The organism is Pseudomonas sp. RL (assembly GCF_000647775.1).
GTDB lineage: Bacteria > Pseudomonadota > Gammaproteobacteria > Pseudomonadales > Pseudomonadaceae > Serpens > Serpens flexibilis.
Genome location: NZ_JBOY01000025.1, coordinates 1 through 15,495, shown reverse-complemented (window position 1 = coordinate 15,495; position 15,495 = coordinate 1). Strand labels below are relative to the sequence as shown.

Sequence of the window (15,495 nt, the reverse complement as noted above, 5' to 3'; positions counted from 1 at the left end):
ACCACTCGCCACAGCGCACGCGCCGCGACGAGCGGCGCGCCGGGCGCGGGTTACAGCTCGGCGGCCAGGCGCGAGCCCTGGTTGATGGCGCGCTTGGCATCCAGCTCGCTGGCCACGTCGGCGCCGCCGATCAGGTGCACCTTCTGGCCAGCGGCTACCAGGCCGTCGTGCAACTCGCGCAGCGGCTCCTGGCCGGCGCAGATGATCACCGTGTCCACCGGCAGCACCTGCGGTTCGCCTCCGGCGATGCTGACGTGCAGGCCGGCGTCGTCGATCTTCAGGTACTCGACGCTGTTTAGCATCTGCACGTTCTTGTTCTTCAATCCGGTGCGGTGGATCCAGCCGGTGGTCTTGCCGAGGCCGTCGCCCACCTTGCTCTTCTTGCGCTGCAGCAGGAACACCTCGCGGGCCGCCGCGTGCGGCTGCGCCTGGATGCCGGCCACTCCGCCGCGGGCTTCCAGACCGAGGTCGATGCCCCACTCCTTCCAGAACGCCTCGCGGTCCAGGCTGGTGGAAACGCCGTCATGGGTGATGTATTCGGAGACGTCGAAGCCGATGCCGCCGGCGCCGATCACCGCCACGCGCCGGCCGACCGGCTTGCGCTCGAGGATGGCGTCCAGGTAGCCGATCACCTTCGGGTGCTCGATGCCGGGGATCGCCGGGGTGCGCGGCACGATGCCGGTGGCCAGGATGATTTCGTCGAAGCCACCCTTGACCAGCGCCTCGGCGCTGACCCGGGTGTTCAGGCGCACGTCCACGCCGGTGCTGTCCAGGCGATTGCGGAAGAAGCGCAGGGTTTCGTGGAACTCCTCCTTGCCGGGCACGCGCTTGGCGACGTTGAACTGGCCGCCGATCTCGCTGCCGGCGTCGAACAGCGTCACGTGGTGGCCACGCTCGGCCGCCACGCAGGCGGCGGACAGGCCGGCCGGGCCGGCGCCGACCACGGCGATCTTCTTGCCCTGGGCGACCGGGATGTAGTTCAGCTCGGTTTCATGGCAGGCGCGCGGGTTGACCAGGCAGCTGGTCAGCTTGCCGCCGAAGGTGTGGTCCAGACAGGCCTGGTTGCAGCCGATACAGGTGTTGATCTCGTCGGCGCGACCGGCGGCCGCCTTGTTGACGAACTCCGGGTCGGCGAGGAACGGCCGGGCCATGGACACCATGTCGGCATCGCCCTCGGCCAGCACCTGCTCGGCCACCTCCGGCGTGTTGATGCGGTTGGTGGTGATCAGCGGAATCTTCACCTCGCCCTTGAGCTTGGCGGTGACCTTGGTGAAGGCCGCGCGCGGCACCTTGGTGGCGATGGTCGGGATGCGCGCCTCGTGCCAGCCGATGCCCGTGTTGATGATCGTCGCGCCAGCGGCCTCGATGGCCTTGGCCAGGGTGACGATTTCGTCCCAGGTGCTGCCACCTTCCACCAGGTCCAGCATGGACAGGCGGTAGATGATGATGAAATTCGGGCCGACGGCCTCGCGCACGCGGCGCACGATTTCCACCGGCAGGCGCATGCGGTTCTCGTAGCTGCCGCCCCAACGATCAGTGCGCTGGTTGGTGTGGGCGACCAGGAACTGGTTGATGAAGTAGCCTTCCGAACCCATGATCTCGACGCCGTCGTACTCGGCCTGCTGGGCAAGACGGGCGCAGTTCACGAAGTCGCTGATCTGCTTCTCGATGCCTTCCTCGTCCAGTTCGCGCGGTTTGAACGGGTTGATCGGCGCCTGGATGGCGCTCGGCGCGACCTGCTTGGGGCTGTAGGCGTAGCGACCGGCATGGAGGATCTGCATGCAGATCTTGCCGCCCGCTTCGTGCACGGCCTGGGTGACGATGCGGTGCTTCTCGGCTTCTTCCGGGGTGCTCAGCTTGGCGGCGCCGGAGTACACCGCGCCCTCCTCGTTCGGGCCGATGCCGCCGGTGACCATCAGGCCCACGCCGCCGCGGGCGCGCTCGGCGAAATAGGCCGCCATGCGCTCGAAGCCGTTGGGCTTCTCTTCCAGGCCGGTGTGCATGGAGCCCATCAGGGTGCGGTTCTTCAGGGTGGTGAAGCCCAGGTCCAGCGGGGCGAGCAGGTGCGGGTAGCGTGCGGTCATGGCGATCCTTCCGGCAGTTCACGGTGCTGGCTACGCTCATCGACGCAGCCTGTTATGGCGCCAGACGATAGTCAGCCGGCGCGAGGCGCTCAATGATCAAAACTGACAAGTTGCTGATCCAAATGCACAACGCGGCTTGGCAAGTCCGACGCCGCCCCCTACCCTGACCGCCATGAAACGCACCCTGCTGATATCCGCCGCCCTGTTGCTGCTCGCCGGCGCCGCCCTGCTGAGCTTCCTGGACTGGGCCAAGGAACGCCCGACCATCCACTACCTGTCCGACCTGCGCACCCAGGTGATCAGCCCGCCGCCGCCCGCCGTGCGCCACGGCAACCTGCTGACCATCCGCCCGCAGCTGTTCCCGCTCGACTACCAGAGCCCGGCGCACCTGCGCCTGGTGCTGGCCGCCGCCCTCGACGCGGCGCGCGATGCCGGTCTGCTCAACGCACAAACCCTGGTGGTGCTGCCCGACCATATCGGCACCTGGCTGCTGGCCACCGGCGAAAAACCGGAGTTCTACCGCGCCCGCGACCGCCTGGAAGTGCGCAACTGGCTGCTGCTGGGCAACCCGCTGCTGGCCATGAACGTGCTGCTGCGCAACCTGGACGCCAACCGCCTCGACGAAGCCCTGCTGCGCATGAAGGCCGAGCAGATGGCCACCGACTACCAGGCGCTGTTCGGCGGCCTGGCCAGGGAATACGGCGTGACCCTGCAGGCCGGCTCCATCCTGCTGCCCGAACCGCACATCGACGGTGACGGCCGGCTGCACAGCGGCAGCGGGCCCTTGTGGAACCTCAGCCTGGTGTTCGGCCCGGATGGACGGATCATTGGCGAGCCGTTCCTGCAGGACTGGCCCTGGACCTCGGTACGCATTCCCACCCAGCAGGTGACGGTCGGCGATCAGCAGTACCTGATCGAGCGCGACTGGCTCCCCGGCTGGCCGCAGAGCCGTGTGCAGCTGCCCAACGGGCGCACCAGCCCGCCACTGTTCCTGCGCGGCCGGCTCAGTTGGCCGTTCGGCGGCGTACCGCGCGGCGTCGCCCTGACCCCGGCCCAGGCTCCGCAGCTCAGCAGCCTGCCCGGCACGCACCTGCTCAACCAGTGGATCGAGCCGTGAAGGCACCGCGCGTGCGCCTGGGCGACCTGTCGGTGGGCAGCGTGCTGAGCCTGGCCGCCGCCCTGCGCGAACGTGGCCACGACCCGGATCCCCTGCTCGCCCAGTACGACCTGGACCCGGCGCGCCTGGCCGAACCCCGGGCGCGGCTGTCGATTCCCCGCTACATGCGCCTCGGCCATGCCGCCATGCAGCTGAGCGGCGACCCGGCGCTGGGCCTGGAGATGGGCCGCCTCGGCCATATCGCCCAGGTCGGCCTGGCCGGCGTGACCGCCGCCCAGGCGCCCACGGTGCGCGAGGCGGCGCGCACGCTGATCCGTTTCGAGCCGCTGTACGCCGCCAACTACCGGGGGCAGTCGAGCTTTGCGGAAGACGCCGACGGCGCCTGGCTGAACTTCTATTCGATCAGCCCCTACAACGCCTACAACCGCTTCGTGGTCGACGCGCTGCTGGCCGGCTGGCTGCACCAGCTCGGCGTCCTGGCCGGCCGGCCGCTGGCGGCGCAGCGGGTGGAGATCGAGTTCCCCGCCCCGGACTATGCCGGGCGCTACGCCGAGGTGTTCGGCGGTCCGGTGGAATTCGCCACCGGCCACAATCGCCTGCGCCTGGATCGTGAAGCGCTGGCACTGCGCAATCCCGCCCACTGTCCGAGCACCTGGCACCAGTTGCTGGAACTGTGCGAGGCCGAGCTGGCCCAGCTGACCCGCACCCGCAGCCTGCGCGAACGCATCACCCAGTTGCTCGGCCCGCTGCTGCACGGCCGCGAGCCGGACCTGGAGGAAATCGCCCGCCGCCTGCAACTGCCCAGCTGGACCCTGCGCCGCAAGCTGGCCGAGGAAGGCACGCGCTTTCGCGACATCCTCAACGACACCCGCCGCGACCTGGCGATGACCTATATCCGCGACACCGAGCTGAGTTTCGGCGAGATCGCCTACCTGCTCGGCTTCGCCTCGGCGGAAGCCTTCCAGCGCGCCTTCAAGCGCTGGAGCGCGCAGACCCCCGGCGAATTCCGCCGCGCGACGCGAACCGGGTAGGTACAACGACCGCTGTGCGTTGCGCCATGCCGCACGCGACATCGGTCAGCCGGCACGAAGCCGAGCTACGCCATTTCCCGCGTTGCCGGCTCATCGTCGGAGCGCCCAATGCTCGCCGACGTCTCGACCAGCAGCTCTTCCGGCACTTCCTCGACACGCGGGTCGAGCGCCACCGCCATCGGGCTCAATGTATCCGGCATCGGCACGTGACTGAGTGGCGCCTCGTCGACACGATGGCGCCCGGTAACACGCTTGGGCTGCACCCAGAAGATCAGCGCCAGGGCGTAGATCGACACCAGCACGTAGAACATCCCCGGCCCGAAGCGCTGCATCATCAGGCCGGCCAGCAGCGGCCCGAGGCAGGCGCCCACACCATAGGTGGTCAGCAGCATGGCCGATAGCGCCACCCGCCGCGACTGCTCGACATGGTCATTGCCCAGCGCCACCGCCAGCGGATACAGGGTGAACAGCAGCATGCCCGTCACGAAGCCATTGGCCAGCAACAACCAGTACGGCAGGCTGAACAGCCCCCAGAGAGGAATGGCGGTCAGGCACAGCAAAATGGCATTGCCCCGGATCAGCCAGCTGCGATCCAGGCGATCGGACAGCCAGCCCAGCGGCCACTGCGCACAGAACCCGGCGACGATGCACATGGCCACGAACAGACTGGCCTGCGAGGTATCCAGGCCATTGCGACTGGCATACACCGGCGCCAGGCCATAGAAGGCGCCGACCATCAGTCCGGCGACGAAGATGCTGCCCAGTGCCTGCGGCACCCGCTTGCAGAAGAAGCCGATTTCCAGCGGGGCCGCCACCAGCTTGGCCGGGTGCACACGCCGCGTCACCGCCAGCGGGATCAGGCACGAGGCGAAACAGATCGCCACCAGCACCAGCGGCTTGAAATCCAGAGAGGGAAGCATTGCCAGCAGCCCCTGGCCAACGACCAGCCCCAGGTCCACAGCCACCATGTAGCCTGCGAAGACCTTGCCACGCATGTGGCTTTCCGCCTGCTCGTTGAGCCAGCTCTCGATGACCATGTACTGGTTCATCATCACCGCGCCCATGACGAAACGCAGCAGCAGCCAGACCTCCAACCGCTCCACCAGCACATGCAGCAGTACGATCACCGTGGCCAGCCCGGCGCAGGCCACATACGAGCGAATATGGCCGACGCTGGCGATCAGCCGATGGCCGAACTTGCCGCCACACACCAAGCCGAAATAATAAGCCGCCATCAATCCGCCGACCCAGGCATCGCCTGCGCCCTCCTCCGTCAGGCGCAGGCCCATGTAGGTGCTGAACAGCCCTGAACCGGCGAGCATGAGCAGGGTGGCGGCATACAACGCCGGGAAGGTGACGAGCGGGCTGAACATGGCAACTCTCAGGCAGGACGGCGACAGGCACAGTCCAGCGAACAACGGTACAACGGCGGCCCGGCAGCCCCAGCCGGAGCCGCCGAAAAGCGCGCATTATCCATCACGGTGCAGTATCTCGCCATGCATGCAGGGCGCCGACAGCACCGCCGGGTCGTGCCTTGCCCCGTGCAAAGCAGGCTCCGGCACGGGCGGGATGGCTGGCTCCTGACGACGTGACGACTCCCGTCCTCCCCGGCACAATGCCCCCCATGAGCGACTTCCACCCCGCCTGCTGCGCAGCGCTGCGCGAGCACTGGCCCCTGCCCATCCCCATGCCCGGCGCGCGGCTGGTCAGCACCCTGTTCCAGGCCGACCAGCTGCAACCCGGCGACTTCGTCAGTTGCGCGATTCCCGACGTGCCCGGCGCGGCCAAGCGCCAGTGCGAATACCTGGCCGGACGCCTGTGCGCGCGCCACGCCCTGCACGCCCTCACCGGCCAGCCGGGCGTCCCCGCCGTCGGCGAGGACCGCGCGCCGCGCTGGCCCGCCGGCGTGGTCGGCTCGATCACCCACAGCCACGGCCAGGCCGCCGCGCTGGTCGCCAGCACCGAACACTGGCGCGGCCTGGGCATCGATCTGGAACGCCTGCTCAGTGCCGAGCGCAGCCAGCGCCTGCGTGGGGAAATCCTCACCGCCGGCGAGCGCCAGCGGCTCGAACAGCTGGAGCCGGCGCTGCATGCCTGGCTGGTCACCCTGACCTTCTCGGCCAAGGAAAGCCTGTTCAAGGCGCTGTATCCCCTGGTCGGCCAACGCTTCTATTTCCAGGACGCGGAACTGCTCGACTGGGACCCGGTCGGCCGCCTGCGCCTGGGCCTGCTGCGCGACCTGGGCGACGAATGGCGGGCAGGCGCGCAGCTGGAAGGGCAGTTCGGCACGCTCGGCGAGCAACTGCTGACAGTCGTTGCCACGCCGGCCAGCCCGGGTTAGGCACTTTACGTACAGCGCCTAGCGATACACCGGATGGCGCCGGCATAGCGCCATCACCTGCTCCCCTACCTGACGAACCACCGTCTCGCTGCCGCCGGATTCCAGCGCGTCCAGCACGTCACACAGCCAGCCCGCCAGTTGCTCGCACTCCGGCACGCCGAATCCACGGGTGGTCACCGCCGGGGTGCCGATCCGCAGCCCCGAGGTCACGAACGGCGAGCGCGGGTCGTTGGGCACCGAATTCTTGTTGGCGGTGATGCAGGCGTCGCTCAGCGCGGCATCGGCGCCCTTGCCGGTGTAAGGCCGGTCGGACAGGTCGATCAGCATCATGTGGTTGTCCGTCCCGCCGGAGACGATCCGGAAACCCCGCCACTGCAGCACCGCGGCCATGGCCCGGGCGTTGCTCACCACCTGTCGCTGGTAGGTCTTGAAGCCCGGCGACAGCGCTTCCTTGAAGGCCACGGCCTTGGCGGCGATCAGGTGCATCAACGGGCCGCCCTGGACACCCGGAAAGACCGCCGAATCGAGCTTCTTGTAGAACGTCTCGTCCTGCCCCCTGGACAGGATCAGGCCACCCCGTGGGCCGCGCAGCGTCTTGTGGGTGGTGCTGGTCACCACATGGGCGTGCGGCAGCGGGTTCGGGTACTCGCCGGCCGCCACCAGGCCGGCGACATGGGCCATGTCGACCCAGAACAGCGCGCCTACCCGGTCGGCGATGTCGCGCATGCGCGCCCAGTCCATGTGCCGGGAGTAGGCGGAAAATCCGCCGATCAGCAGCTTCGGCCGGGTTTGCAGAGCGATGCGCTCCATCGCGTCGTAGTCGATCAAACCCGTGCGTGGATCGAGCCCGTAGGGAACGATCCGGTAATGGCGCCCGGAGAAGTTCACCGGGTTGCCGTGGGTCAGGTGCCCGCCCTGGGCCAGGTTCATGCCCATCACCGTGTCGCCGGGACTGAGCAAGGCCAGGAACACGGCGGCGTTGGCCTGGGAGCCGGCGTGCGGCTGGACGTTGGCGTAGTCGCAATCGAACAGGGCCTTGGCCCGCGCGATGGCCAGGCGCTCGGCCACGTCGACATGCTCGCAGCCGCTGTAGTAGCGCCGGCCCGGATAGCCTTCGGCGTACTTGTTGGTGAGCACCGAACTCTGGATCGCCATCACCAGAGGACTGGCATAGTTCTCGGAAGCGATCAGTTCGGCGTGGTCTTCCTGACGGACTTCCTCGGCATGGATGGACTCGGACAGCTCGGGATCAAAATCGGTAAGGGTCAGGGATGCGTCGTACATAAGGGAACCTGTGGGTTGGAAATCGGGGGCCTGCTAGGCCAGCAGCCGGATGACGCGCGCGGCAATGTCGTCGATCTGCGCGTCGTCGCAGATCAAGGGCGGTAGCAGCCGCAGGGTGGTGCCGCGGGTCACGGTGATGAGCAGGCGCTGTTCCTCCAGCGCCCGGCCAACCAGCTCGGGGCACTGGCGATTCAGCTCGATGCCGACCATCAGGCCCAGGCCACGGATCGCCAGCACCTCGGGACAGCCGCTCAGTCCCTCCTGCAGGGCCGCCAGCAGCCGGCGACCGAGGGTGGCGGCCCGCTGCGGGAGCTGCTCGCGCGCCAGGATGTCGAGTACCGTGCAGGCCACCCGGCAGGCCAGCGGATTGCCACCGAAGGTGGAGGCATGCTGGCCAGGGGAAAACAGTTCCGCCGCCCGACCCCGGGCCAGACAGGCGCCGATCGGCAGGCCGTTGCCCAGCGCCTTGGCCAGGGTGATGACGTCGGGCACGATGCCCGCCTGCTGGAAACCGAACCAGCTGCCGGTGCGGCCCAGGCCGGTCTGCACCTCGTCGACCATCATCAGCCAGTCGTGCGCATCGCACAGTTGCCGCAGGGCCTGCAGATAGCCGGCGGAGGCGGCACGCACCCCGCCCTCGCCCTGCACCGGCTCGACCAGCACCGCGACGATGCCCGGGAATTGCCGCGCCGCGTCCCGCAGCGCCTCGATGTCGTCGTAGGGCACCCGCACGAAGCCCGGCATCAGGGGCTCGAAGCCGCGCTGCGCGGCCGGGTTGCCGGTGGCCGAAAGGGTTGCCAGCGTGCGGCCATGGAAGCTGTTCTCCAAGACCAGCACCTGGGGATCGGTCACCCGCCGGGCACTGGCGTGCAGGCGGGCCAGCTTGAGCGCCGCCTCGTTGGCTTCGGCCCCCGAGTTGCAGAAGAACGCACGCTGCATGCCCGACAAGGCGCACAGGCGCTCAGCCAGTTGCTCCTGCCATTCGATGCGGAACAGGTTGGAGGTGTGCAGCAGTTGGCCGGCCTGCTCGGCGATCACGGCGGCAATCTCCGGATGGGCGTGACCGAGGCTGGTCACCGCCACGCCGGCGATCGCGTCCAGGTACTCGATGCCCTGCGCATCCCACAGGCGCGCGCCCTGGCCGCGACTGAACGAAACGGGCTGGCGTGCGTAGGTCGGCATCAGATACGCGGATGAGGGGGGCATGGCATTCCTTAGTGGGGATTGTGGGAAGAAGTGCGCGACGTGCTATTCGCCGGTCGTCGGCCAGTAGTGGCTGTCCGGCAGGGCGCGGGCACCGAAGATGGCCTGGCCGACGCGCACCACGGTGGCGCCTTCTTCGATGGCGATTTCGAAATCGCCGGACATGCCCATGGACAGCTCCTCCAGGCCGATACCGGCCGGTGCGTCCTGGCGCAGGCGCTCCCGCAGCTCGCGCAGCCGCACGAAACAGGGACGCACACGGTCCGCGTCGGCGGAGAACAGCGCCAGGGTCATCAGGCCGCGCACCCGCAGCGCGGAGAACGCCGGCAAGGCGCGCAGGAAGTCGGCGACCGCGTCGGGCGCCAGGCCGTACTTGCTGGCCTCGCCGGAGGTATTAACCTGGACGAACACGTCCAGGTGCCGACCCTCGATCTGCAGGCGCCGGTCCAGGGCCTCGGCCACCCGCAGGCTGTCCAGCGCCTGGAACTCGGCGGCGAAGCGCGCGACCTGCCTGGCCTTGTTGGTCTGCAGGTGGCCGATCACCGACCACTGCAGGTCGCTCAGGTCGGCCATGGCTTCCCATTTGCGCTGCGCCTCCTGCACCTTGTTCTCGCCCAGGAAGCGGCAGCCGGCGGCATAAGCCAGGCGCAGGTGCGCCTCGTCGAAGGTCTTGCTCACCGGCAGCAGGCGCACGCCCGCCGGATCGCGCCCGACCCGCCGGCAGGCGTCGGCGATGCGCCGGCGCACGGTCGCCAGGTTGTGCTGGAAGTCCTCGACGCTGTTGGCCTGCGGGTAGCGGCCATGCTGCTCGTGCAGGCGCGGCATCAGTGGGTCCCTCCCGCATTGGCGACTGACTGGCCGGCCGGCACGCGGCGCGGCAAACGGCCGTTGAGCACGGCGAATGCCGCCAGCCCGATCACCAGCCCCCAGAACGCCCCGCCGATGCCGAACAGGCTGATATCGGCGGCAGCGGCCAGGAAGGTGATCAACGCGGCTTCGCGGGATCGGGCATCGGCCATGGCGCTGGCCAGGCTGCCGCCGAGGGTGCCGAGCAGCGCGAGCCCGGCCAGGGTGGTGATGAAGGTCGCCGGGAAGGCCATGAACAGCGCGGCCAGGGTGACGCCGAAAACCCCGACGAGGATGTAGAAGACCCCTGCGGCGACACCGGCGATCCAGCGCTTGGCGGGTTCTTCGTGGGCGTCCTTGCCGGTGCAGATGGCCGCGGTGATCGCGGCGAGGTTGAACGCATGCGAGCCGAACGGCGCCATGAGCAGCGAGCCCAGCCCGGTGACGGTGACAATCGGGTTGGCGCTGGTGCGGAAGCCATCGTTGCGCAGCACCAGCATGCCGGGCATGTACTGGCCGGTCAGGGTGATCAGGAACAGTGGCAGCGCCACGCTGAGCAAGGCGTTCAGCGAGAAGACCGGCAGGGTGAACACCGGTGCCGCGAGCCGCAGCTCCAACCCGGACAGGTCCACCCGCCCCTGGAGCAGCAGGAAGGCCAGGCCGAGCAGCAGAATCCCCACCACCGCGTAGCGCGCGCTCAGGCGCTTGAGTACCACATAGGCGCCAATCAGCAGCGCGGCCAGCAGCGGATCGACGCTCACGCCGGCGAAGGCGCCGATGCCGAACTGCAGCAGGATACCCGCCAGCAACCCCGCGGCCACCCCCGGCGGAATCATGCGGATGACCTTCTCGAAATAGCCGGACACGCCCAGCAGCACGAAGGCGGCGGCCGAGACAAGGTAGGCGCCGACCGCCTCGGCATAGGGCGTCGTCGCCAGGGCGACGACCAGGAATGCCGCCGCCGGAGTCGACCAGGCGGTGATGATCGGCTCGCGGAACCGCCAACTGAGCAACAGCCCGCTCAGCCCCACGCCAATCGACACCGACCACACCCAGGAAGCCGTCAACTCAGGGCTCAGCCCCGCCACCTGGGCGGCCTGGAAGACCAGAATGAAGGTGCCGCCATAGTTGACGATCACCGAGACCAGCCCGGCGACGATCGGATGGACGAGATCGCGGAGGCGAACCGCGGATGGGGAGGCTGGGGACGACATGGCTTCAGGTGGCTCCTGGCAACACGAGGCTGGAACTGGCAGCTGATTTATAGCGCGGCAATGGTCCGCCGAACCCGTACACTTTTTTACGGACAGCCAGACCACTTTCGATTCGTCCTAGCCATGCGCCCGGGCGAAATCCGTCATGAAGTCGGCCAATGCCTCGACAGCCGGCAGGGTGACCGCGTTGTAGAGGCTGGCCCGGACGCCACCGAGAGAGGCATGGCCCTTGAGTCCCTTGAATCCGGAGCGGTCGGCCAGGCGCAGGAACGCCTTCCCCAGCGCATCGTCGGCGAGCACGAACGGCACGTTGTTGATCGAGCGAAACGACGCTTGCACGCTGTTCCGGTAGAAACCGTCGCTGCTGTCAATCGTGCGGTACAGCAGTGCGGCCTTGGCCTGATTGAGCCGGTGAAGCCGCTCGATGCCACCGCTGCGTCTTAGCCACTTCAGCGTCAGACCGATGAGGTACCAGGAGAAGGTGGCCGGCGTGTTGAGCATCGACTCCGCCCTGGCGATGTGCGCGTAGTTGAGAATGTCCGGGGTAACCGCCAGCGCGCGGTCCAGCAGCGCGTCATCGACGATCGCCACGGTCAGCCCGGCCGGCCCCATGTTCTTTTGCGCGGCCGCATAGATCAGGGCGTGCCGGGCCACCTCGATGGGTTTGGACAGCAGGCTCGAGCAAGCGTCGCAGACCAGCGGGACCGCAGCGTCGGGAGCATCGGCGAACTGCACGCCATGCACCGTCTCGTTCTCCGTGTAGTGCAGATAGGCGGCATTCGGGTTGAGGCTCCACTCGGTCCTCGCGGGGATGCGGTCGAAGCCCGTCGCCTGGCTGCTGGCGGCGATGCGTACGTCGCAGTAGCGCCGGGCGGCCTGGATGGCCTTGCCGGACCAGAGCCCGGTATGCAGATAGTCGGCAGTGTGCTGGTCGCCGAGCAGGTTCATCGGCACCTGGGCGAACTGCAGCGAGGCACCGCCCTGCATGAACAGCACCCGATAGTGGCTGGGTATTCGCAGAAGCGCCCGCAGGTCCTGTTCGGCCTGGCGGGCGATCTCCCTGAACACGTCGGAGCGATGGCTGATTTCCATCACCGACATGCCGGTGCCCGCGAAGTCGAAGAATTCCTCGTGCGCTTGCCGAAGGACCTCGATCGGCAACGCGGTGGGTCCGGCGCTGAAGTTGTATGACCTTGCCATTCTTTTCTTTAACCCTGCTCAAGTTGCCCGAAACGCGGATCGCCAGGGACAAACGCGATGGCGATGAATGGGAGTCTACGGATAAACTGGCCCGCTTCCGCCGGCCGGTTTTTTTGTTCAGGGCAGACCACTTCGTGAAAACCTTCGAGCTCGAAACGCTGAAGATGCGGCTCAACGATGCCGAGCTTCAGCGCCTGGATCTGCATCAGCGCATTCAGCGCGCCCTGCGCGCGCTGATCCTCGACGGCGCACTGGCCCCCGGCCTGAAACTGCCGGCCACCCGCTCCCTGGCCACATCGCTGGGGGTCGCCCGCGACACGGTCGAAAACGCCTATGTGCAACTGCACCGTGACGGTTTCATCGTGCGACGCGAGGGCTCGGGCAGCTACGTGGCCGAGACGCTCGGCAACGAGTTGCAGGGGATCGCGCGCCAGCGCCCAAGGCCACGGGAGGCCCGACGCAGCGAGACGGCGGCGGCGGAACCCGGCCTGAGCCGGCGTGGGCGCATGATTCTGGACAGCGGCGGGGTCAGCGATCAGCAGGTGGTCAGGGCGTTCGCCACCGGTCTGCCGGAGACCCGCACCTTCCCCATCGATGTCTGGCTACGCCTGCAACGCCAGGCCATGAAGGACTATCGGGCCACCGTCCTGCTGCATGGCGACCCGCAGGGCGCCGAGCCGCTGCGCAAGGCCATCGCCACCTACCTGAACCTGGAACGCGGGGCCGCGTGCACCCCGGAGCAGATCCTGGTGCTGAGCAGCACCCGCCAGGCGCTGTTCCTGTGCGCCCAGTTGCTGGTCGATGCCGGCAAGCCGATCCTGCTGGAAAATCCCGGCTACTACGGCGCCCGGAAAGCCTTCGAAAGCGCCGAGGCCAGGGTCGTGCCCATCGATGTCGATGCGATGGGCATTCGCACCGACCTGCTGCGCGCGGACCGCAGCGGCGCCAATTGCGTCTACGTGACGCCCTCCCACCAGTACCCCACCGGGGCGACCCTGCCACTGGCGCGCCGGCTCGAGCTGGTCAACTGGGCGGCGGAAAACGGCAAGTGGATCATCGAGGACGACTACGACAGCGAGTTTCACTACGACGGTTTGCCAACCGCCTGTGTGCAGGGCCTGGACAAGTACCAGCGCACCCTCTACGTGGGCACGTTCAGCAAGACACTCTCTCCGGGCCTGCGCCTGGGTTACATGGTGTTGCCCCAGTCCCTGGTAAGAGCGTTCACCCATGCGCGCAGCATCATGGACGGACACACCCCGCAGATCCTCCAGCTGACCCTGGCGCGCTTCATGGAAGACGGCCATTACAACGCCCATGTGCGGGCCATGCGCAAACTGTACGCGGGCCGACGGGCCAGCATGTTCGAGGCCATCGGCAAGCATCTGAACGGTATCGCCACCGCCATGCGACCCCCGGGCGGCTTGCAGATGCCTTGCCTGCTGGATGAGGGCTGGTCGGAGGAAAGGACCATCCGCCTGGCCGCCAATGCCGGCATACAGTTGCCCGGACTCAGTCGACTGTATGCCGGGGAGGAACGGAAACAGGGCTGGCTGCTGGGTTATTCATCCCTGACCGCCACGGAGATCGACGCCGCCATGCTGCGCCTGGCCAAGGCGCTGCGCAGCAAATAGGCCCTGCGGCGCGACTCCCTGCGACATTGCTGCGCCTGCCGTAAGTGGACACCGTAATGGCAAAACAGTAGCGTTCGCCGGCCATCCCCAGTCCACCCTCAGGTAGTGAAATGAAATCGAGCCTCGCGAAACCCCTGCTGTTTCTCTGCGCGCTGCTGTTCGCCGGTCCTGGCGTGGCCGGCTGCGGCGAGATGCAGGGCATGTGCCTGGTGATCAGCGGGGGCGAGGAAACCGAGCGGGAATGCAGCATCACCCAGTGCGCCAACGTTCACTCGTACTGGGAACAGTGGGACATCGGCGGCGGCGAAAGCGCGGTCAGCGTGACTGCCACCGTGGACACCTCCTCGACCACCGTGGATGGTGAGCCCGGCCTTGCCGTGCCGCAGTCCATCGTGAAAGACGGCCTGACCTGCTACAGCACGCAGAATCTGGAAAAGACCTACTGCGCTACAGATATCCCGAGGTAGGCCCTCACACGCGAAACTCCAGCTCGAAGGTCGTCCAACCCTCCGCGCTGTGACAGCGGATCTTTCCCCGGTGCGCCTCGACGATGGAGCGGGTGATGGCCAGGCCCAGGCCGGCGTTGCCGGGGTGGCCTTCGCGGCGGGCCGGGTCGACCCGGTAGAAGCGGTCGAACAGGCGCTCCAGATGCTCGGCGGCGATGGTGCCGCCGGGGTTGGCCAGCGCCAGGCGCACGCTGTGTTCGCTCTGCCGCAGGGTCAGGCGGATGCTGCCGCCGTCCGGCGTGTAGCGCAGCGCGTTGGACAGCAGGTTGGAGAGTGCCCGGCGCAGCATCAGCACGTCGCCCTGCAGCGTGGCCTCGCCGCTCAGTTCGAAACGGATGCCGCGTTCCTCCGCGGACAGCTCGTAGAAATCCAGCAGACTGGCGCACAGTTCATGCAGCGCCACCGGCCGCTGCTCGGGGATGATCAGCCCGTTGTCGGCCTTGGCCAGGAACAGCATGTCGTCGATCATCCGCGCCATGCGCCGCAGCTCTTCCAGGTTGGAATGCAGGTTCTCCTGGTAGTCCTCGACGCTGCGCGCGCGGGTCAGCACCACCTCGGTGTGGGTCAGCAGATTGGTGACTGGGGTGCGCAGTTCGTGGGCGATGTCCGCCGAGAAGTTGGACAGGCGCACGAAGGAGTCCTCCAGGCGGGCCAGCATGGCGTTGAACGCCCGCACCAGCGCGCGCAGCTCGGCCGGCACCTCCTGCTCGATGCGCTCCTCCAGCGAACGGGCCGACACCGAGGCGATCACCTCGGTCACCTGGCGCAGCGGGCGCAGGCCGCTGCGCACCAGCAACCAGCCCAGCAGCACGCTGAGCAGCGCCGCCAGCCCCAGCCCCGCCCACAACCAGCCGGCCAGCTGGTGGGAGAACACCTGATGGGTGGTGACATCCAGCATCAGCTGGATGCTCACCGGCCGCTCGTCCACCACGACCTCCCTTTCCAGTCCCCGCCAGGCGCGCCCCTCGTACCGCCACTCGCCGGAGCCGGCGCCGAACGGGGCCGTGCCCCGCTCCGGCGTGGCGAACAGCGGGC

The 15,495-nt window shown here is 68.0% G+C and carries 13 protein-coding genes; 5 read left to right on the top strand and 8 right to left on the bottom strand.

Features of this window, described 5'->3' with window-relative positions; all coding sequences use genetic code 11:
- Positions 1–50: 50 nt before the first annotated feature.
- Positions 51–2,084: an NADPH-dependent 2,4-dienoyl-CoA reductase gene (locus tag AS93_RS0105210; RefSeq protein ID WP_027589616.1), complete on the bottom strand. Its 2,034-nt coding sequence runs from the start codon at positions 2,082–2,084 to the stop codon at positions 51–53.
- A 172-nt stretch (positions 2,085–2,256) separates the two neighbouring features.
- On the opposite strand from AS93_RS0105210, the gene AS93_RS0105205 reads away from it, so the two are divergent.
- Together AS93_RS0105205 and AS93_RS0105200 are read left to right on the top strand one after the other, a co-directional pair.
- Positions 2,257–3,201, top strand: a complete 945-nt coding sequence (locus AS93_RS0105205) for a hypothetical protein (protein ID WP_027589615.1) — start codon at positions 2,257–2,259, stop codon at positions 3,199–3,201.
- Positions 3,198–4,232, top strand: coding sequence for an AraC family transcriptional regulator (locus AS93_RS0105200; RefSeq protein WP_027589614.1), 1,035 nt, complete (start codon positions 3,198–3,200; stop codon positions 4,230–4,232). The genes AS93_RS0105205 and AS93_RS0105200 overlap by 4 nt, the downstream gene beginning before the upstream one ends.
- Before the next feature lie 65 nt (positions 4,233–4,297).
- Here the strand turns inward: AS93_RS0105200 and AS93_RS0105195 are convergent, their stop codons facing one another.
- Entirely contained in the window at positions 4,298–5,605 is a 1,308-nt protein-coding gene (locus tag AS93_RS0105195; RefSeq protein ID WP_027589613.1) for an MFS transporter, read from the bottom strand.
- 251 nt (positions 5,606–5,856) lie between these two features.
- Between AS93_RS0105195 and AS93_RS0105190 the strand changes: the two genes are divergently transcribed.
- The gene (locus AS93_RS0105190) at positions 5,857–6,573 is read left to right on the top strand and encodes a 4'-phosphopantetheinyl transferase superfamily protein (protein WP_027589612.1); all 717 of its coding nucleotides are present in this window, start codon (positions 5,857–5,859) and stop codon (positions 6,571–6,573) included.
- A gap of 18 nt (positions 6,574–6,591) precedes the next feature.
- On the opposite strand, the gene glyA is transcribed toward AS93_RS0105190, so the two are convergent.
- The 5 genes from glyA to serC form a co-directional block, all read right to left on the bottom strand.
- Complete coding sequence (gene glyA / locus AS93_RS19895; RefSeq protein WP_027589611.1) at positions 6,592–7,857, bottom strand: serine hydroxymethyltransferase; 1,266 nt, start codon at positions 7,855–7,857, stop codon at positions 6,592–6,594.
- Between the two features lie 33 nt (positions 7,858–7,890).
- Positions 7,891–9,063: an aspartate aminotransferase family protein gene (locus tag AS93_RS0105180; protein WP_027589610.1), complete on the bottom strand. Its 1,173-nt coding sequence runs from the start codon at positions 9,061–9,063 to the stop codon at positions 7,891–7,893.
- 42 nt (positions 9,064–9,105) lie between these two features.
- The gene (locus AS93_RS0105175; RefSeq protein WP_037008574.1) at positions 9,106–9,885 is read right to left on the bottom strand and encodes a YggS family pyridoxal phosphate-dependent enzyme; all 780 of its coding nucleotides are present in this window, start codon (positions 9,883–9,885) and stop codon (positions 9,106–9,108) included.
- Entirely contained in the window at positions 9,885–11,120 is a 1,236-nt protein-coding gene (locus AS93_RS0105170) for a benzoate/H(+) symporter BenE family transporter (protein ID WP_027589609.1), read from the bottom strand. The genes AS93_RS0105175 and AS93_RS0105170 overlap by 1 nt, the downstream gene beginning before the upstream one ends.
- Before the next feature lie 117 nt (positions 11,121–11,237).
- Complete coding sequence (serC, locus tag AS93_RS0105165; RefSeq protein WP_027589608.1) at positions 11,238–12,320, bottom strand: 3-phosphoserine/phosphohydroxythreonine transaminase; 1,083 nt, start codon at positions 12,318–12,320, stop codon at positions 11,238–11,240.
- Positions 12,321–12,484: 164 nt separating this feature from the next.
- Between serC and AS93_RS0105160 the strand changes: the two genes are divergently transcribed.
- Positions 12,485–13,954 carry a PLP-dependent aminotransferase family protein gene (locus AS93_RS0105160; RefSeq protein ID WP_037008579.1) on the top strand — a complete coding sequence of 490 codons (1,470 nt, stop codon included), beginning with the start codon at positions 12,485–12,487 and terminating at the stop codon, positions 13,952–13,954.
- 110 nt (positions 13,955–14,064) lie between these two features.
- Complete coding sequence (locus AS93_RS0105155; protein WP_027589606.1) at positions 14,065–14,421, top strand: hypothetical protein; 357 nt, start codon at positions 14,065–14,067, stop codon at positions 14,419–14,421.
- A 4-nt stretch (positions 14,422–14,425) separates the two neighbouring features.
- Here the strand turns inward: AS93_RS0105155 and AS93_RS18755 are convergent.
- On the bottom strand, positions 14,426–15,495 hold a 1,070-nt coding region (locus tag AS93_RS18755; RefSeq protein ID WP_051587341.1), incomplete at its 5' end, for a heavy metal sensor histidine kinase.

Coding starts and splice junctions, on each gene's coding strand:
- glyA (WP_027589611.1), bottom strand. CDS start 7,857: ATGTACGACGCATCCCTGACCCTTACCGATTTTGATCCCGAGCTGTCC.
- AS93_RS0105155 (WP_027589606.1), top strand. CDS start 14,065: ATGAAATCGAGCCTCGCGAAACCCCTGCTGTTTCTCTGCGCGCTGCTG.
- AS93_RS0105160 (WP_037008579.1), top strand. CDS start 12,485: ATGCGGCTCAACGATGCCGAGCTTCAGCGCCTGGATCTGCATCAGCGC.
- AS93_RS0105210 (WP_027589616.1), bottom strand. CDS start 2,084: ATGACCGCACGCTACCCGCACCTGCTCGCCCCGCTGGACCTGGGCTTC.
- AS93_RS0105190 (WP_027589612.1), top strand. CDS start 5,857: ATGAGCGACTTCCACCCCGCCTGCTGCGCAGCGCTGCGCGAGCACTGG.
- AS93_RS0105175 (WP_037008574.1), bottom strand. CDS start 9,885: ATGCCGCGCCTGCACGAGCAGCATGGCCGCTACCCGCAGGCCAACAGC.
- AS93_RS0105180 (WP_027589610.1), bottom strand. CDS start 9,063: ATGCCCCCCTCATCCGCGTATCTGATGCCGACCTACGCACGCCAGCCC.
- AS93_RS0105170 (WP_027589609.1), bottom strand. CDS start 11,120: ATGTCGTCCCCAGCCTCCCCATCCGCGGTTCGCCTCCGCGATCTCGTC.
- AS93_RS0105205 (WP_027589615.1), top strand. CDS start 2,257: ATGAAACGCACCCTGCTGATATCCGCCGCCCTGTTGCTGCTCGCCGGC.
- AS93_RS0105195 (WP_027589613.1), bottom strand. CDS start 5,605: ATGTTCAGCCCGCTCGTCACCTTCCCGGCGTTGTATGCCGCCACCCTG.
- serC (WP_027589608.1), bottom strand. CDS start 12,320: ATGGCAAGGTCATACAACTTCAGCGCCGGACCCACCGCGTTGCCGATC.